Below are 17,864 nucleotides of genomic sequence, written 5' to 3'. Positions count from 1 at the left end.
TTTACTCACTGTTAGGTTTCACGTTTTAGCTATCTTGCCTTTCCGTTAACTCTAGCTATATGTGTCAGTAATCTGCAAATACAAAAATGCAAACGGCTTAATAATAAAACGGATGGGATGGCTATGGGTAAACAATTAATTTGGATTGTGCTAGCGATATTAGGCGCTTTTGCTCTCGGTTATATCGCATTAAATCGAGGCGAGCAAATTAATGCGCTATGGATCGTCGTTGCAGCGGTTTGTGTCTATTTAATCGCATATCGTTATTACGGACTGTTTATTGCTAAAAAGGTACTACAAGTCGATTCAACACGAATGACACCCTCTATCCGTCATAACGATGGCTTAGATTACGTTCCGACAGATAAAAAAATTCTCTTCGGTCACCATTTTGCAGCAATTGCAGGGGCAGGACCACTGGTAGGCCCGGTATTAGCTGCTCAAATGGGGTATCTGCCAGGCATGTTATGGCTGCTAGCAGGGGTCGTATTAGCGGGTGCGGTTCAAGATTTTATGGTGCTTTTTGTGTCGACTCGTCGAGATGGCCGCTCACTGGGTGAATTGGTTAAAGAAGAGATGGGGAATACTGCGGGCATCTTAGCCCTTATCGCTTGCTTTATGATTATGGTGATTATCCTTGCAGTGCTTGCGATGATCGTCGTCAAAGCCCTTACACACAGCCCATGGGGCACCTATACAGTCGCCTTTACCATTCCTCTTGCGATATTCATGGGAATATATACCCGTTATATTCGCCCTGGTCGTATTGGTGAAGTGTCTATTATTGGTCTGGTATTCCTTGTATTTGCAATTATTTCAGGTGGCTGGGTTGCCGAAAGTGAAACATGGGCACCGTATTTTGACTATACCGGTGTGCAACTGACATGGATGCTTGTTGGATATGGGTTTGTTGCCGCAGTTCTGCCTGTTTGGCTACTGCTGGCACCTCGCGATTACCTTTCTACCTTTTTAAAGATTGGTACCATCATCGGGTTAGCCATTGGTATTCTTATTTTAAACCCCAATTTAGAAATGCCAGCGCTGACCAAATATATTGATGGCACAGGCCCTGTCTGGGCAGGTGATCTGTTCCCGTTTTTATTTATTACTATTGCTTGTGGTGCTGTTTCTGGTTTCCATGCTTTAATTTCATCAGGAACAACCCCCAAAATGCTTGCGAATGAGAACCAAGCTTGCTTTATCGGCTATGGCGGCATGTTAATGGAATCGTTTGTCGCGATTATGGCATTGGTTGCCGCTTGTGTGATTGATCCCGGTGTCTATTTTGCCATGAACAGCCCTATGGCGATGTTAGCACCTGCAGGTACTGAAGATGTCGTCGCTTCGGCTGCACAAGTTGTCAGTAGCTGGGGCTTCCAAATAACACCTGAGCAGCTAACAAATATCGCCAATGAGGTCGGTGAAAACAGCATTATTTCTCGAGCAGGTGGAGCTCCAACACTGGCGGTAGGCATGGCCTATATCTTACACGGCGCCCTCGGCGGTTTAATGAATGTGTCGTTTTGGTATCACTTCGCTATCTTGTTTGAAGCGCTGTTTATTTTAACGGCTGTCGATGCGGGAACCCGTGCGGCACGCTTTATGCTACAAGATTTATTAGGCGTGATCTCACCTTCTTTGAAACGAACCGACTCACTTCCTGCAAACCTAATTGCAACAGCATTATGTGTACTTGCATGGGGGTATTTCCTTCATCAAGGTGTTGTTGACCCACTCGGTGGTATCAATACACTCTGGCCACTTTTTGGTATCGCAAACCAAATGCTAGCAGGTATGGCCTTAATGCTCTGTGCTGTAGTCCTGTTCAAAATGAAGCGTCAACGCTACGCATGGGTTGCTTTAGTGCCTACTGCGTGGTTGCTTATTTGTACAATGACCGCAGGATGGGAAAAAACATTCAGTGAAGATGCGCGCGTTGGTTTCCTCGCTGTAGCCAATAAATTCCAAGCAATGATTGATAGTGGAAATATCCCATCGCAATATACTGAGTCACAACTAACACAGTTGATTTTTAATAACCGTTTAGATGCTGGGTTAACAATTTTCTTTATGATCGTTGTCGTGCTACTCGCGATATTCTCAATCCGTACAGCATTAAAAGCATTGAAATCTTCTGAGCCAACAGCGAATGAAGTTCCATATGAACCAATGCCAGCTAACTATCAGGAAATTGTTGCGAATACACGCCATCACTAATTCATCGTGTATGGACAAGATACGCTTAGATTCAACGAAAACGAGCCACCTCATCCTATTTGTGGCTCGAGTTTTCAAATAACGCTCAAGCGCTCTAAAGTTAGAAGCGAAGTAAGGAGATTAAGATGTTTGGTTCACTCGGCAATGCGGCTCGTTACCTTGGGCAAGCAGCCAAAATGATGATTGGTGTGCCTGATTATGACAATTACGTTGCTCATATGCGACTTAATCATCCAGATCAAACACCAATGACATATGAAGAGTTCTTTAAAGAGCGCCAAGATGCTCGCTATGGTGGAAAAGGCGGGTTTAAGTGCTGTTAAATTCAGCTTCTCTTTTTGGGTAAAAAAAACCGTAATGTCTTACAACATTACGGTTTTTTAGCTTCAAGCAAACAGGTATTATTTCACGCGTGAAACGTATTCGCCTGAACGAGTATCAACTTTGATCACTTCACCAATCTGAACGAACAGAGGAACTTTAACCACTGCACCCGTGCTTAAAGTCGCTGGCTTACCGCCAGTACCCGCTGTATCACCTTTCAGACCTGGGTCAGTATCTGTGACTTCTAACTCAACAAAGTTAGGTGGAGTCACCGCGATTGGGCGGCCATTCCACAGAGTCAAGATACAATCAGCTTGGTCGATCAGCCATTTAGCGTTATCACCAACCGCTTTTTCGTCCGCTGCAAGCTGTTCGAAAGTTTCGTTGTTCATGAAATGCCAAAACTCACCGTCGTTATAAAGGTAAGTTAAGTTCATATCCATGACATCTGCGGCTTCGACAGAATCAGTAGACTTAAATGTTTTTTCCAACAGTTTGTTAGAAATCAGTTTACGAATACGAACACGTGCAAACGCTTGACCTTTACCCGGTTTAACGAATTCACTATCAAGAATTGCACAAGGTTCGCCATCTAACATGATTTTAAGACCTGAGCGGAATTCATTGGTACTATAAGTAGCCATGGAGATCCTCTAATTTATACACTAAAAATGGCATAGCCAAAAAATGGTCGATATTGTAACTCAAAATACCTCATCCAGAGAAGTCTGGATACAACAACTTGCTGAAGCAATCACTAATCCTGATGAATTGCTTCAAATACTGGGGCTAGAAAGCCATCAAGCATCGAAAGATGGCAACGACGCACGTAAATTATTTCCATTACGTGTACCAAGGCCGTTTATTTCGCGCATGAAAAAAGGCGATCCACAAGACCCTCTGCTATTGCAAGTATTAACTGCAAAAGCAGAATTTGATACCTATCCGGGGTTTTCTACAGATCCATTAGATGAACAAAATAATGCGATCCCCAGTTTACTCCACAAATATCACAACCGAGCATTGATGTTGGTGAAAGGGGGCTGTGCAGTAAACTGCCGTTACTGCTTCCGCCGACATTTTCCTTATGAAGATAATAAGGGAAACAAAAATAATTGGTTGATAGCTGTGGATTATATAAAAAACCACACTGAACTCAATGAAATCATCTTTTCAGGGGGTGATCCCTTGATGGCAAAAGACAGTGAACTGGATTGGTTAATTGGGCAACTCGAAGCGATCCCCCACATTAAGCGGCTGAGGATCCACTCTCGTTTACCTGTAGTGATCCCCGAACGCATTACCACTAACCTGTGTCAGCGACTTGCCCACTCACGTCTTCAAGTGATCATGGTAACGCATCTCAACCATGCTAATGAGATAGATGATCACTTTAAAGCCGCGATGCAAAAATTAAAAAATGCCGGCGTGACCTTACTCAATCAAAGCGTACTGTTACGTGGGGTGAACAATGATGCAGATACATTGGCGAATTTAAGTAATGCGCTATTTGATGCGGGTATCCTGCCGTATTACTTGCATGTTTTAGATAAGGTGCAAGGGGCTGCGCATTTCTTAGTGAGCGACCAAGAAGCTAGGTTGCTAATACAACAATTGCTTGGGAAGGTTTCTGGCTATTTGGTGCCAAAATTAGCACGGGAGATTGGCGGAGAGCCGAGTAAGACGTTACTCGACCTAAACCTAAGACAGTGCTGAAATAAAACGCCCGCATCGTCTATACGATCGGGCGTCAGATATTCATTTTAGGGGCACTTATAAACTTGGCCGACCATTTTACTATCAACTGGGATAAAACTAGAGAGGATAGTTTCACTTGGGCTAGTCGCACCAAAAATCACATTTCCGCCCATTGCGCCTGCTTTATTACGCAGATCATTTGCCGCGCCGCGCATAGAGCTTGATTCACTATTGACACCGCTCAACCAGTTGCTTTGAGTTCCTGTGACTTGACCAAGAAGCTGGCAATCACTTCCAGGTTGGTTTTCAACAAAACGAACTTGTGAGCCCGCCGCAGTTAAATTAGTTGTTGTCGAACAACCTGCTAAAAGTAGTAATGCAGCAGCACCAAGCAATACTTTAATACGCATGTTTTCCCTCATTTATCATAGTGTTTTTGCAGCTGGTTTGAGAACCACTCATTCCCTTCTTTGTTCAATATACCGTTGCTATTAACGGCATCATTGAATTGATCTTCATTAGCGCTACTAAATTATAGTCACTCGAGCGCCTATTTACAGCCAAAATTCGCCAGATCTATATTGAGAGATATGGATAACGGTTCAAAGTATCAACAAAGGCATGACCATAAAATTTGCCCACCCTCGTCAGCAAACAAAGCTTACCATAAAACGCGTATACTCTAAATAATTCGAAACATCACATGAAATATAAAGAGCCTATAACGCTTTCACCTTTGGTTACTCACCAAACCACCTTTTGCCTTACTCCAAATATAACCTGCCGCACGGTCTTTGCGCAAAAATAAATGCACAATTATACAATTAGCAAATTCAAGGGCTTTTACTCAAAATAAGCGTATCGAAATCTTTCGCGTCATTTTAGATTATCGATATTCTTCACTTTAGACATTCGGTCGGCCTACCATCAATCAACTCAAACATATTTATTCATATAAAAAACCGGTATTGTCGGTTAATACCAACAATACCGGTTAGAAGGCTTAACAGTTCTTATTGACTGTGTGAGCGTGATGCGGCCAATTGGCTTACATCATACCGCCCATTCCACCCATACCGCCCATGCCTGCAGCACCTAAATCAGGGCCTTCATCTTTAGGCATCTCAGTAATCATCGCTTCAGTTGTGATCATCAGACCAGCGATAGATGCAGCGAATTGCAATGCAGAACGAGTTACTTTAGTTGGATCCAAGATACCCATCTCGATCATATCACCATAAGTGTCAGTTGCTGCGTTGTAGCCTTCGTTGCCTTGAACTGCTTTAACTTTGTTAACAACAACAGAAGCTTCTTCACCTGCGTTAGTGACGATTTGACGCATTGGTGCTTCCATCGCACGCAGTGCAACGCGGATACCCACGTTTTGCTCTTCATTATCGCCTTTCAGTGAAGCCAGTTTAGCGGCAACACGTACCAGTGCAGTACCACCACCAGCAACAACACCTTCTTCAACCGCTGCGCGAGTTGCGTGCAGCGCATCGTCGACGCGAGCACGTTTTTCTTTCATTTCAACTTCAGTTGCCGCACCAACTTTAATTACAGCAACACCGCCAGCTAATTTAGCAACGCGCTCTTGCAGTTTTTCACGGTCATAATCAGAAGTTGATTCTTCGATTTGTTGACGAATTTGTGCAACACGACCTGCGATAGCAGACTCTTCACCAACACCATCAATGATAGTTGTTGTGTCTTTGTTGATGACGATACGTTTTGCTTGACCCAGATCTTCTAATGTCGCTTTTTCAAGCTCCATACCGATCTCTTCAGAGATAACAGTACCGTTAGTCAGGATAGCGATATCTTGCAGCATTGCTTTACGGCGATCACCGAAACCAGGTGCTTTAACCGCAGCAACTTTCACGATACCACGCATGGTGTTAACAACCAGTGTCGCAAGTGCTTCGCCTTCAACATCTTCAGCGATGATCAGAAGTGGTTTGCTCGCTTTAGCAACGCCTTCTAATACTGGCAGCAGTTCACGGATGTTAGATACTTTTTTATCAACTAACAGGATGAATGGGTTTTCCAGTTCAACAACACCCGTTTCTGGCTTGTTGATGAAATAAGGAGACAGGTAACCACGATCGAACTGCATACCTTCAACAACATCCAGTTCGTCTTCCAGACCAGTACCTTCTTCAACAGTGATAACGCCTTCTTTGCCGACTTTATCCATTGCTTCTGCAATTAACTTACCAACGGTTTCGTCAGAGTTTGCAGAAATTGTACCAACCTGTGCGATAGATTTAGAGTCTGAACATGGAACAGACAGTGCTTTCAGCTCTTCTACAGCTGCAACTACTGCTTTATCAATACCACGTTTCAGATCCATCGGGTTCATACCCGCTGCAACGGCTTTCAGACCTTCAGTAACAATAGCTTGCGCCAGAACTGTTGCAGTTGTTGTACCATCACCCGCTGCATCGTTAGCTTTAGAAGCAACTTCTTTCACCATCTGTGCGCCCATGTTCTCGAATTTATCTTCTAATTCGATTTCACGTGCAACAGAAACACCATCTTTAGTGATAACTGGTGAACCAAATGATTTATCAAGAACCACATTACGGCCTTTAGGGCCCAAAGTTACTTTAACTGCATCTGCTAGAATATTCACACCACGAAGCATTTTTACGCGTGCGTCATTACCAAATTTAACGTCTTTAGCTGCCATTATTTCTTTCCTTTAAATTCTTTTCGTTAGTTGAGAAGATCTAAGTGAAAATTACGCTTCAACAATCGCGAGGATGTCACTTTCTGACATGATCAGCACTTCTTCGTTGTCGATTTTTTCAGCTTTCACGCCATAACCGTCGTTAAAAATAACGATGTCGCCGACTTTCACATCCAACGCTTTGATTTCACCATTTTCAAGGATGCGACCATTACCAACGGCGAGGACCTCACCACGCGTAGATTTACCTGCTGCAGTGCCAGTCAGAACGATACCGCCTGCAGATTTTGATTCAACTTCTTTACGCTTGACGATAACACGGTCATGCAATGGACGAATTTTCATTAATAGTTCTCCTATAAATAAAGTCCACACTAGGTAAAAGGACGATACCAGTATGCCTAAATAAACCAGTACCATGTTTCAGCAGATTGGGGCTAATTGGAGTGACTTCAAGGGGGGAAGATAAAATTTTTTTGTTTTTACCTTCCCTATTTTAATGGGGGCTCTTACTTATAGCGGTTATCTTTTTCTGATTCGTTAGAATCATCGGATTTATCGAGTTTATATGATGGATCATCCTGTTTACGTTGGAATTCCCCTTCAAATGTATCCCCTTGTTGAAATGGATTGTTACGCCCTGCACTAAAACCATTTCCAGTTTGGGAAAAACGGATATGTGGAATCAAACGCATGACGAACAATTTTTGCACAGGAGGTAACAATAACAGCAAACCAATAAAGTCAGTAAAGAACCCTGGCAGGATTAATAAGAAGCCAGCAAGCACCAACGCAACACTTTTAATCATTTCTGCTGCGGGGCTTTCACCTGCTGCCATTTTTTGCTGGATCTGCATGACATTTTTCATTCCCTGATTTTTGACCAGAGAAATTCCCAAACAAGATGTCAACACAACCAGTATGAGTGTTGCCAATACCCCAATTTCTGAAGCAACACGAACGAATATGACGGACTCAATATAAATGAGAAGACATATCAATATTAGCGGTAACCAGCGCACAAGTTCTCCTTTATTTCAATCAGCTATCTCCTTCGTTCTTCTTATTGCTCAAGTATCGACCACTCTCTATTCGAGTCATGTTCTCAGAGAGTTTGCCACCTATTCACACCCAGAAGTTCGTTGGATATAGGTTAGTTCTCGCCTCTTGGAAAACCTTTGTGAACTGTATCTAAGAGACAAACAACAACATTCGCTTTTTCACATAGTATAGACATAATGATGGAGGTCACTATAACGCTTTTCAACTCATGGAGATTTCTAATTTTTTTGGTTTCATCTGTGAGTATGTTCACATATTTTGAAATCTGTTTCATAAATCAAACTATATAGTGATCTAGGTTCAAGGTAATCATTAAAGAACCGCATATCATCTACTCATAAATCAGTAGATCATCATGCTGATAATGGAGTAACAGGTGTTTAACACCTAGAATGTTTTGTTTTACGGTATATATTTTTTAAAAGCGCATAATAGACAGTAACTGTAATCTAATTAAGAAGGTTCTCATGTCAAACAATACTCGTATCGAAGAAGACCTGTTAGGTCAGAAAGAAGTCCCATCTGATGCCTATTACGGTGTTCATACTCTGCGTGCGATTGAAAACTTTTATATCAGCGACCGCACCATTAACGACGTGCCAGAATTTATTCGCGGCATGGTAATGGTTAAAAAAGCGGCAGCAATGGCGAACAAAGAACTTCACACTATTCCACGTAACATTGCAGATACCATTATCAAAGCATGTGATGTTGTACTGGATACCGGTAAATGCATGGACCAGTTCCCTGTTGACGTATTCCAAGGTGGTGCAGGTACATCACTAAACATGAATACCAACGAAGTCCTTGCAAACATTGGTCTTGAACTGATGGGTCATAAAAAAGGTGAATATGAATACCTAAATCCTAATGACCACTTAAATAAAAGTCAGTCAACCAACGATGCCTATCCGACAGGTTTCCGTATCGCCGTATACAACTCCGTTGTAAAACTGATTGAATCGGTTGAATACCTGAAAAAAGGTTTTGAGAAAAAAGCAGAAGAATACAAAGACATTCTGAAAATGGGCCGTACCCAATTGCAGGATGCTGTACCAATGACCGTTGGTCAAGAATTCCATGCCTTTGCAACGCTCTTAAAAGAAGAAGAGAAAAACCTAAAACGTAGTATTGAATTACTGTTAGAAGTGAACTTAGGTGCAACGGCAATCGGTACAGGTTTGAATACTGCGCCGGGCTACCAAAAATTGGCTGTTGAGAAATTAGCAGAAGTGACTGGCTTACCTTGTGTACCGGCAGAAGACCTGATTGAAGCGACATCTGACTGTGGTGCATACATCACCGTTCACGCTGGCCTAAAACGCCTTGCCGTTAAGCTATCTAAAATTTGTAATGACTTGCGCTTACTGTCTTCTGGCCCACGTGCAGGCCTCAAAGAGATCAATCTGCCTGAATTACAAGCAGGTTCTTCAATTATGCCAGCAAAAGTTAACCCAGTTATTCCTGAAGTGGTTAACCAAGCTTGTTTCAAAGTTATCGGTAACGATGTTTGTGTTACAATGGCAGCTGAAGCGGGTCAGCTACAGTTGAACGTAATGGAGCCAGCTATCGGTCAAGCGATGTTTGAATCCATTTCTCTGATGAACAATGCGTGCCGTAACTTAGTTGAAAAATGCATTAACGGTATCACAGTGAACAAAGAAATCTGTGAAGCGTTTGTTTTTAACTCTATCGGTATTGTTACTTACCTGAACCCATTCATTGGTCACCATAATGGTGATATCGTAGGTAAGATCTGTGCTGAAACAGGCAAGAGTGTCCGTGAAGTCGTTCTGGAGCGCGGCCTACTGACCGAAGAGCAGCTGGATGATATTTTCTCTGTTGAGAACCTAAAACACCCAGCTTATAAAGCGAAAAGATTTGATGACTAATCGTTTATGCTAACCATAAATAACTCTTAAAAATCAAGGCACGCCTCTCCTTCGGAAAGCGTGCCTTTTTAGTTTTATGCACACACAAAAAATTAACACTACAGTTTCATATTTTTAATTTTAAATTTGTCGAGGAGTAAACACTATGTTAGCCGTAGAATTTATCATTGTTCTGCTGGCCATATTTTTGGGGGCCCGTCTCGGTGGGATAGGTATCGGCTTTGCCGGTGGCCTAGGTGTACTGGTACTCGCTGCTATTGGCGTAAAACCAGGTACTATACCATTTGACGTTATCTCTATTATTATGGCTGTGATCGCTGCCATTTCTGCAATGCAAATTGCAGGTGGACTTGATTACTTAGTCGATCAGACAGAAAAACTACTGCGTCGTAATCCTAAATACATCACCATCCTTGCACCAATCGTGACCTATTTCCTAACCTTATTTGCTGGTACAGGGAATATCTCTTTAGCAACTTTACCCGTCATTGCAGAAGTGGCAAAAGAACAAGGCGTCAAACCTTGCCGCCCACTTTCAACTGCGGTTGTTGCAGCTCAAATTGGTATTACAGCGTCCCCAATCTCAGCGGCAGTTGTGTATATGGCCTCTGTAATGGAAAACTCCGCCATGGTCGGTGCAGGTAACACTGTTAGCTATATTACGTTGCTCGCTATTTTACTGCCATCCACTTTCCTTGCTATCATTTTGATGTCATTCATCATCTCTTGGACGTTTAACTCGAAACTGTCTGATGATCCTGTTTACCAAAAACGTTTAGCAGAAGGCTTAGTTGAACTGCGTGGTAGCCAAGTTAAAGCTATCAAACCTGGTGCAAAATCATCTGTATTTTTGTTCTTGCTAGGCGTTGTCGGTGTTGTTGTCTACGCTATTATCAACAGCCCAAGCTTAGAAATAGTCAAAACACCATTGATGAACACCACTAATGCTATCTTAATCATTATGCTGAGTGTAGCGACCCTCATCACTATTTTATGCCGAGTCAATACAGACGCGATCCTTAACTCAAGTACCTTTAAAGCCGGTATGAGCGCATGTATCTGTATTTTAGGTGTTGCATGGTTAGGTGATACATTCGTACAACATAATATTGATTGGATTAAAGCAACAGCGGGTGACCTGATCCATGAACATTCATGGATGCTAGCCGTGATCTTCTTCTTCTGCTCAGCTCTACTGTACTCACAAGCTGCAACAGCAAAAGCGTTGATGCCTATGGCACTCGCGCTTCATGTTAGCCCACTGACAGCTATCGCATCATTCTCAGCAGTATCTGGTCTGTTTATTCTACCAACATACCCAACACTGGTTGCTGCTGTACAAATGGATGATACCGGAACCACACGCATTGGCCGTTTCGTCTTTAACCATCCATTCTTTATTCCGGGCACTATTGCCGTGATCTTAGCTGTTACCTTCGGTTTCCTATTCGGCGGTATGATCCTGTAGTTATTGGATATTCTACCCATACAAAAACCCGCAATATTTTGCGGGTTTTCTTTTAAAAACTAAATAGCGTTGCACGGATAACCCAGACCGTATCCTACTAGCAGATTTATTCATACGCCATTGCACAGATAGCAGGGCATGTTTAGATTTGAATGTGCAGTCATCAAGCCATAAATCGCTATCATTCACCTCATAAAAGCAATTAAGTCATCAAAACAGCTATCCGTGATGAATTAACCTATCGTCGCGCGATTAAAGCTTCTGCCCTATTTTTAACACCTTCGCCACATTATAAGCAGTCTGCTGTAAATTAATGGCGCCTTCATTTAATGCTTCGTCGAGCGCACATAAGCGAGGCAATATGCTAAAGAAAGCATCAATGCCTTCTTGATGTAAAGCGTCCACACCTTTCCCTAACACACCACTTAATGCTATCACTGGAACATGGTATTTTGCCGCCACTTTGGCAACACCAATCGGTGCTTTCCCCCCTGCGGTTTGCCCGTCCATACTCCCTTCACCAACGATCACTAAATCAGCATCCATCATCTCTTTTTCTAAATCGACCGCTTGAATCACAATATCGATGCCCGGTTTTAGTTGTGCTCCCAAAAAGGCGGCTGCGGCGACAGATATTCCTCCAGCCGCACCACCTCCTGCTAAGTGACGGTAATCTATACCTGTTGTGCTTTTTATTACATTTGCCAGTTGATTCAGCCCACGTTCTAACATGGCAACCATTTCAGGTGTTGCCCCTTTTTGAGGACCAAATACTGTAGCGGCACCACGCTCACCAACAAGAGGGTTGTCCACATCACACGCCACATCAATGTCACAATCTTTTAAACGAGGGTCGAGACCTGAAATATCAATACTGGCGATCTTATTGAGTACTTCCCCCCCTTGGCCTAGCCGTTGTTGCTGCTCATCATAAAAAACAGCCCCTAAGGCTTGCAGCATACCAACGCCACCATCAACCGTTGCACTGCCACCAATACCTAAAATAATCTGCTGTACGCCTTTATCTAAGGCATTTTTAATTAATTGACCTGTGCCATAACTGCTGGTTAGCATCGGGTTACGCTCTTTTGGCGGAACTAACATCAATCCACTTGCAGCAGCCATTTCAATCGCTGCTGTCGTTCCTTGATGAAGCAAACCATAAGCTGCTGTTATAGGTTTATTGAGTGGATCAAATACCTCAACAGATACTCTTTCTCCGCTCGCAGCGGCAATCAACGCATCAACCGTACCTTCCCCACCATCTGCTATGGGTAGACTTAAAAACGTTGCATCAGGAAATACCGCTTGGAAGCCTTGTTTCACGGCATCGGCAGCAGATTCTGCACTCATGCTCTCTTTGAATGAATCTGGAGCTATAATAATTTTCATGATGAGTACCTATGAAAAACACGATAATTATTTAATCGTATCATGTTGATAGCTCTCATACTGCAAATTGTCTGACAGTTACCCTGATCACACCTTACCTATTTTTGTCATCAACAATATTGCTCACAAAGCAAACTGCTATAAATCAATAATGATCATTGTTATGATGGGAAGATGAGAACAATATTGTGATGGAGCTAACAATGTCAGTACAGCGCGAACAAATTTTAAGCCATGCTCTAAACCAGTTAGAAAAACAAGGCCTCTCTGCCTCTACCGAGCATCTTCTCCATGAGATAGCCCCTGATTTCAACATGATCCGCCAATTTTGGCCTGATGATGAGGCCTTAGTGTACGATTGCCTGCGTTATCATGGGCAACAGATTGAAATTTGGCAACGTCAAACACGTTTAGATGAGTCGTTAAGCCCCCAACAAAAACTTTCCGCACGCTACCAACAGCTGTACCAACGTGTTAGCGAAGGGCGTTTCCCAGGATGTTTATTTGTCTCAGCCTGTAATCACTATCCTGATCCACAGCACCCTATCCATCAACTAAGCCGAATACAAAAAGATAACTCTTTTCTATATACCAAAGAGTTATTAGATGAATTAGATATTGAAGACCCCGTGCTCGTGGCAAATCAAATGGAATTAGTTTTAGAGGGCTGTTTGAATCGTTTACTGATTCAAAGAGATATTAAAGATGTCGAAATTGCTCAGCATCTCTCAGAGGATATTTTAACTATTGCGTTATGCCGTAAAAAAGGAGCTTTAAGTTAATAAAACAGTAATCGCGCGTTAAACCAACAATTTTTGCTGAAAAAGAAAACACTCAGTTAAAAACTGCGTTTTTTTAGCAAAAATTCGTTGACGCCAACCACCTAATACGGTTTAATGCGCCCCGTTGCCCGGATAGCTCAGTCGGTAGAGCAGGGGATTGAAAATCCCCGTGTCCTTGGTTCGATTCCGAGTCCGGCACCACTTTCACTTCTACAGTGGTTTCCTCCAATCAAGTAATCCTATAGATATCATATAATTATCTTAATTTACCACCTTAAAATTTAGCAAAACCACAACTAGGTTGTATGCCTTTTGACGTTTTTGATGGGCTGCGTATGCCATATTGTTTAAGTATTTAACGTTCAAGACTCAAGCCAGAACAAACCTGTTTCAAATGATCGTTTTTTTGCAAAGCCTTTTAACTTTTTAATATCAGAAGATCCCATCACGCCATATTTAGCTTTCTAAGATAGTTATTCATCTCAGACCCACCGTTCTCTCAGAAAATACACTCAGCTAGACCGTTATCATGCCATTTGACTAGAGTTGCCGCATTTTTATTTTTGAGTAAAGACCAATTCTACATTCAATAAAATAGTCGTGTGATATAGTCATGACTATAGTTCTTAAAAAACGGATCAATGTGCTTCCCGCCCCTTACAGGCTTAACTTACTGTATTCCAGGGATTTACTACATATCATACCGTTTTAATTATCGGTTCCACTGCCGCAAGTACTTCGACAACTTCATCAAGGGTCACAATTAAATAATGCTCTATAATATCATTATGTATATTCTCACTTTGCTCATGAAACCATTCTAAATAGGATGAATTTTTAACTTTATAAACCCCAGTTGTCATCTGACCATTGAAATGGTCTAGCATTTTTAATAAATCCCCTTCATCTGTTACCCTAAAGGAATATATCCACTCAAATATTAAACTTAGTTCCTCATCGGGCTTAATTAATGAAAGTGATAGGACCGCTCGATCATATTTAATAGATCTTAATTGAATACCTGATAATGGCATATCGCCAAAAACCACTAATGATTCTTGCACCGCCCATCCCTCATTTATAAAGCTTTCCTATTTTTATACTCATTTTTACTGTATGCCCCCCATCTACTCTTTCATATGATTTGTTCAGCATGATATTTTTATATCTTATACCAGTGCCGTGGTTAATCTAGCGGCATACATTCCAGATTTTTAAATGTACCATCTTTATCCCATAAGGCTGGTAGCCTACCGAAAGAAGGAAGTTAAGATGAACTACATTCTATTTAAAGCGCGAATTCAGATAATAAGTGCAACGCTCGGTCATGTTAGATGGAAGGACGGTTAGCTACTGATAAGCTATCCTGCTCTTCCGACCAAAGATGAGCGAGTAAGTATGAAGTATCAGCAACTAACCGAAGGACAACGATACCAGATATCGATACTGCGTGAGGATAATTTATCCTGCCATGAGATAGGTATCCGTATCGGTGTAAGCAAGTCCACGGTCTCCCGTGAACTGAGGCGTAACACTTCAGATACTGGTTATAACCCACAACAGGCACACCAGAAGTGCTGTGATAGGCGGCTGTCATCTGCCAAAAGGACAATTCCTCAGCAGACCATAGATTTCGTGATATTTGCTCTGGAGTGGAAGTGGAGTCCTGAGCAAATAAGTGCAATTGGCAGCATTATTGGTCTTAGCGTCAGCCATGAATGGATTTACCAGTATATCTATGCGGATAAGCGTAGCGGTGGCGAGTTGTACAGGCATCTTAGGCAGGGCAAACGGCGATATCGTAAGGGCTACGGGCAGAAACGAGGGCGCATCCCTGATGCGGTATCCATTGAGCTACGGCCGTCAGTCGTCGATGACCGTAGCCGTCTGGGGGACTGGGAGGCCGATTTGGTGCAGGGTAAACAGGGCACTGGTGCTATCGTGACACTGGCAGAACGCAAAAGCCGTATTTACCTGACAAAAAAGGTGTTTTCAAAGGATGCGGTGGAAGTCAGTAAGGCCATTATCTCACTGCTGAGTGAGTATCAGGATGTATGTCACACAATAACGTTCGATAACGGTCTAGAGTTTAGTGAGCACAAGGCGATAGCAGAAGCACTGAACGCAGATACGTACTTTGCCCATCCGTATGCCTCGCATGAGCGTGGGCTGAACGAGAATACGAATGGGTTGTTAAGACAGTTTATCCCGAAAGGAACAGACCTGCGGACAGTGACAGAAGAAGACTTACAACGCTATCAGGGAGCGTTGAACAGCAGGCCACGCAAGTGTCTGGGGTTCAGACAACCTTCGGTGGTGTTTGCGGAGCTAAGAAAGGCGGCTTAGCGTTGCACTTCGGACTTGAATCCGCCCATTCAAAAACTCACGGCGGAACGAACCATTAAAACGCTCGATAAAGCCATTTTACTGTAGCTTACCGAATTGAATATAGCATAACGCTATTTGATTATTTTCACAGTAGTTCAATAAATTAACAGCAATTAGCTCTGGAGCATTATCTATGCGAATTTGTTTCGGTAGCCCTCTGTCGACTCTCAAGCGTTCAAGCACTCTAATAACTCGTTCAGCAGGCAATGACGTATCCACTTCAATTGCCAGACACTCTCGCGTTCTTTCATCAATAATATTCAATGTTCGAAATCGGCTACCACAATATAAACCATCATGCATAAAATCCAATGCCCAATGAATATTCGGTGTTTTCTCAATTATTAGTGGTCTTTTTTCACTTACTGCTAGCTAATATCGTTAGCTTCCATGCCAGAATCAGTGAGTTTTAAAATATTAACGATTTGAGTTTCAGTAAAACGGGCTTTTTTCATCATGACCTCTGCAAATTTTAGGGCAGAAACTCTAATTATAGCTGTCTTATTTTAGGGAAAGTGGACATGAACAGTAGCCTACCGAAAGAAGAAAATTAAGATGAACCACGTTCTATAACTTAAAGTTGACATTTTTAAAACCGTTGTCAAAGTCATGGATAGCGATTTTAGTGTTCGCTTATCAAAAAAGCGTAAAGCTGAGTTATTCAAGAAAAAATGGGGGTAGCTGATATTACTTATTTAAACCTAGTTACTAATGCTTATTCACGAAAAAAAATCGCTGGTTATCATTTAGATGGCAACATAAAAATGAATATGGTAAAGAAATTGTTACTTTGAATCTTAAAAAGACAAAGTTCAACAATCCCTATAATCCATCACTCAAATCGAGGGCTACAGTATTGTTCATCGAACTATCTGAAAATCCATAATAATATTCAATACTCAATGAAAGACATTTTTCATTAAACTATAAACCGCCCAATCAAGTTCATCGAGCGTTTTATACCTGAAGAGTTGTCAACCTATATCAGGGCTATTCGTGAGGTAAATAAATTAAATTAACTCCATGTATAGTTAAGAATATTCTCTTATTTAATAAATTGTGTTCAATTGCCACTGCATTAAATAGGAAAACATCGTATTATATCCATCGTTTTTTGATTCTAATACAGATGGAGTAGTAATGGAAACTAAGCAATACCCTATAAAATGGCAAAAACGTTTTGCATTTTTTGATACATATGGAGCACCAAAAACCCCTGAACACAAAGCTGCCATAAAGCAGCAACCTTATTTTGCTCGCTTTCTTATTATGTTTAATTTTTTTGCTTACTTCTTTGGACCTATCTATTTTGCAATTGTAGGATTATGGAAAAAAGCTCTAATCTTGTTAGCTATAAGCTTATGTATCACCATGCTTTTTGCAACCATTGAACTTATTATAGGTAGAGAATTCCCCAGACCAGTTTGGACAGCTATATCTCTAGGGGTATCTTTCATGTGGGGATTTACTGCAAACTATGCTTATTACCTAAAAAAAGTCAAAGGCCTTGATGGCTGGAACCCATTTGAAGGATTCAGCTTATATTAAATCAATAAGTTATCCGCTTATAACCTACCTCCAATCCCAATAGGATTTTATTCCATACAATAATGCTGCATGTAAAATGCAGCATTATAACAATAAATAAACTTGAAGATTATTTTAGATGCTTGTGAGTATCGAAATGCAGCATAAATACTCTACAAATTGACGGTGTTATAAATGAGGTATTTACAAGAATATCGTAACGGTATTCCGCCCATTCATAACCCAGCGTGCTTTAGAAAATATCGACGGCGACAATGCGGTATTTATTGTCATAGTGATATGAATATCTATTTTTTCATGCCACAGAACATCGCCAATAAATACATAAGTAAAGATGAACATTTATTATAACCTACTGTAAATAGCAATTCCTCAATGATGAAAGGACACAAATATGCCCT

General features: G+C 41.7%; 15 protein-coding genes, 1 tRNA gene and 1 pseudogene. 9 read left to right on the top strand and 8 right to left on the bottom strand.

Features of this window, described 5'->3' with window-relative positions; genetic code table 11:
• The first annotated feature begins 123 nt into the window (after positions 1-123).
• Both cstA and M1E93_RS15530 read left to right on the top strand, forming a co-directional pair.
• Positions 124-2,217 carry a pyruvate/proton symporter CstA gene (gene cstA / locus M1E93_RS15535; protein WP_014657510.1) on the top strand — a complete coding sequence of 698 codons (2,094 nt, stop codon included), beginning with the start codon at positions 124-126 and terminating at the stop codon, positions 2,215-2,217.
• A gap of 125 nt (positions 2,218-2,342) precedes the next feature.
• The gene (locus M1E93_RS15530; RefSeq protein WP_004925837.1) at positions 2,343-2,540 is read left to right on the top strand and encodes a YbdD/YjiX family protein; all 198 of its coding nucleotides are present in this window, start codon (positions 2,343-2,345) and stop codon (positions 2,538-2,540) included.
• A gap of 78 nt (positions 2,541-2,618) precedes the next feature.
• Here the strand turns inward: M1E93_RS15530 and efp are convergent, their stop codons facing one another.
• Entirely contained in the window at positions 2,619-3,185 is a 567-nt protein-coding gene (gene efp, locus M1E93_RS15525) for an elongation factor P (RefSeq protein ID WP_004925840.1), read from the bottom strand.
• Between the two features lie 43 nt (positions 3,186-3,228).
• Between efp and epmB the strand changes: the two genes are divergently transcribed.
• Positions 3,229-4,257: an EF-P beta-lysylation protein EpmB gene (epmB, locus tag M1E93_RS15520; protein ID WP_004925842.1), complete on the top strand. Its 1,029-nt coding sequence runs from the start codon at positions 3,229-3,231 to the stop codon at positions 4,255-4,257.
• A 47-nt stretch (positions 4,258-4,304) separates the two neighbouring features.
• On the opposite strand, the gene M1E93_RS15515 is transcribed toward epmB, so the two are convergent.
• The 4 genes from M1E93_RS15515 to M1E93_RS15500 all read right to left on the bottom strand — a co-directional run bounded on the left by M1E93_RS15515 (position 4,305) and on the right by M1E93_RS15500 (position 7,953).
• Positions 4,305-4,649, bottom strand: a complete 345-nt coding sequence (locus M1E93_RS15515; RefSeq protein ID WP_014657509.1) for a DUF4156 domain-containing protein — start codon at positions 4,647-4,649, stop codon at positions 4,305-4,307.
• A 638-nt stretch (positions 4,650-5,287) separates the two neighbouring features.
• Positions 5,288-6,931 carry a chaperonin GroEL gene (gene groL, locus M1E93_RS15510; protein ID WP_004925846.1) on the bottom strand — a complete coding sequence of 548 codons (1,644 nt, stop codon included), beginning with the start codon at positions 6,929-6,931 and terminating at the stop codon, positions 5,288-5,290.
• Between the two features lie 51 nt (positions 6,932-6,982).
• Complete coding sequence (locus tag M1E93_RS15505) at positions 6,983-7,276, bottom strand: co-chaperone GroES (RefSeq protein ID WP_008914587.1); 294 nt, start codon at positions 7,274-7,276, stop codon at positions 6,983-6,985.
• A 164-nt stretch (positions 7,277-7,440) separates the two neighbouring features.
• Entirely contained in the window at positions 7,441-7,953 is a 513-nt protein-coding gene (locus tag M1E93_RS15500; RefSeq protein WP_004925855.1) for an FxsA family protein, read from the bottom strand.
• A 507-nt stretch (positions 7,954-8,460) separates the two neighbouring features.
• On the opposite strand from M1E93_RS15500, the gene aspA reads away from it, so the two are divergent.
• Together aspA and M1E93_RS15490 are read left to right on the top strand one after the other, a co-directional pair.
• On the top strand, positions 8,461-9,885 hold the full coding sequence (gene aspA / locus M1E93_RS15495; protein WP_004925857.1) for an aspartate ammonia-lyase: 1,425 nt from the start codon (positions 8,461-8,463) through the stop codon (positions 9,883-9,885).
• Positions 9,886-10,030: 145 nt separating this feature from the next.
• Complete coding sequence (locus M1E93_RS15490) at positions 10,031-11,353, top strand: anaerobic C4-dicarboxylate transporter (RefSeq protein ID WP_004925858.1); 1,323 nt, start codon at positions 10,031-10,033, stop codon at positions 11,351-11,353.
• Positions 11,354-11,605: 252 nt separating this feature from the next.
• Here the strand turns inward: M1E93_RS15490 and M1E93_RS15485 are convergent, their stop codons facing one another.
• Positions 11,606-12,745: a glycerate kinase gene (locus M1E93_RS15485; protein WP_072502743.1), complete on the bottom strand. Its 1,140-nt coding sequence runs from the start codon at positions 12,743-12,745 to the stop codon at positions 11,606-11,608.
• Positions 12,746-12,948: 203 nt separating this feature from the next.
• Between M1E93_RS15485 and dicD the strand changes: the two genes are divergently transcribed.
• Entirely contained in the window at positions 12,949-13,527 is a 579-nt protein-coding gene (gene dicD / locus M1E93_RS15480; RefSeq protein WP_036942948.1) for a division control transcriptional repressor DicD, read from the top strand.
• A gap of 126 nt (positions 13,528-13,653) precedes the next feature.
• Positions 13,654-13,728, top strand: a tRNA-Phe gene (locus tag M1E93_RS15475).
• A 497-nt stretch (positions 13,729-14,225) separates the two neighbouring features.
• Here M1E93_RS15475 and M1E93_RS15470 read toward each other — a convergent pair.
• Positions 14,226-14,591 (bottom strand): hypothetical protein, encoded by a 366-nt coding sequence (locus M1E93_RS15470; protein WP_014657427.1) that lies wholly within the window; start codon positions 14,589-14,591, stop codon positions 14,226-14,228.
• Between the two features lie 334 nt (positions 14,592-14,925).
• On the opposite strand from M1E93_RS15470, the gene M1E93_RS15465 reads away from it, so the two are divergent.
• Complete coding sequence (locus M1E93_RS15465) at positions 14,926-15,873, top strand: IS30 family transposase (protein WP_140035165.1); 948 nt, start codon at positions 14,926-14,928, stop codon at positions 15,871-15,873.
• 81 nt (positions 15,874-15,954) lie between these two features.
• On the opposite strand, the pseudogene M1E93_RS15460 reads toward M1E93_RS15465, so the two are convergent.
• Positions 15,955-16,275 (bottom strand): annotated as a pseudogene (locus M1E93_RS15460) (DDE-type integrase/transposase/recombinase); the annotation flags it as partial.
• 780 nt (positions 16,276-17,055) lie between these two features.
• Between M1E93_RS15460 and M1E93_RS15455 the strand changes: the two are divergent.
• On the top strand, positions 17,056-17,463 hold the full coding sequence (locus M1E93_RS15455; RefSeq protein WP_004917310.1) for a DUF2628 domain-containing protein: 408 nt from the start codon (positions 17,056-17,058) through the stop codon (positions 17,461-17,463).
• The last annotated feature ends 401 nt before the right edge of the window (positions 17,464-17,864 follow it).

The organism is Providencia sp. PROV272 (genome assembly GCF_049901975.1).
GTDB lineage: Bacteria > Pseudomonadota > Gammaproteobacteria > Enterobacterales > Enterobacteriaceae > Providencia > Providencia stuartii.
The sequence above is the reverse complement of the archived record's forward strand: the minus strand, read 5'-3'. Positions and strand labels throughout refer to the sequence as shown.

Excerpts from the sequence above, each read along its gene's own strand:
- M1E93_RS15490 (WP_004925858.1), top strand. The coding sequence starts at position 10,031 with ATGTTAGCCGTAGAATTTATCATTGTTCTGCTGGCCATATTTTTGGGG.
- M1E93_RS15455 (WP_004917310.1), top strand. The coding sequence starts at position 17,056 with ATGGAAACTAAGCAATACCCTATAAAATGGCAAAAACGTTTTGCATTT.
- cstA (WP_014657510.1), top strand. The coding sequence starts at position 124 with ATGGGTAAACAATTAATTTGGATTGTGCTAGCGATATTAGGCGCTTTT.
- M1E93_RS15505 (WP_008914587.1), bottom strand. The coding sequence starts at position 7,276 with ATGAAAATTCGTCCATTGCATGACCGTGTTATCGTCAAGCGTAAAGAA.
- M1E93_RS15530 (WP_004925837.1), top strand. The coding sequence starts at position 2,343 with ATGTTTGGTTCACTCGGCAATGCGGCTCGTTACCTTGGGCAAGCAGCC.
- M1E93_RS15485 (WP_072502743.1), bottom strand. The coding sequence starts at position 12,745 with ATGAAAATTATTATAGCTCCAGATTCATTCAAAGAGAGCATGAGTGCA.
- efp (WP_004925840.1), bottom strand. The coding sequence starts at position 3,185 with ATGGCTACTTATAGTACCAATGAATTCCGCTCAGGTCTTAAAATCATG.
- dicD (WP_036942948.1), top strand. The coding sequence starts at position 12,949 with ATGTCAGTACAGCGCGAACAAATTTTAAGCCATGCTCTAAACCAGTTA.
- epmB (WP_004925842.1), top strand. The coding sequence starts at position 3,229 with ATGGTCGATATTGTAACTCAAAATACCTCATCCAGAGAAGTCTGGATA.
- M1E93_RS15515 (WP_014657509.1), bottom strand. The coding sequence starts at position 4,649 with ATGCGTATTAAAGTATTGCTTGGTGCTGCTGCATTACTACTTTTAGCA.
- groL (WP_004925846.1), bottom strand. The coding sequence starts at position 6,931 with ATGGCAGCTAAAGACGTTAAATTTGGTAATGACGCACGCGTAAAAATG.
- aspA (WP_004925857.1), top strand. The coding sequence starts at position 8,461 with ATGTCAAACAATACTCGTATCGAAGAAGACCTGTTAGGTCAGAAAGAA.
- M1E93_RS15465 (WP_140035165.1), top strand. The coding sequence starts at position 14,926 with ATGAAGTATCAGCAACTAACCGAAGGACAACGATACCAGATATCGATA.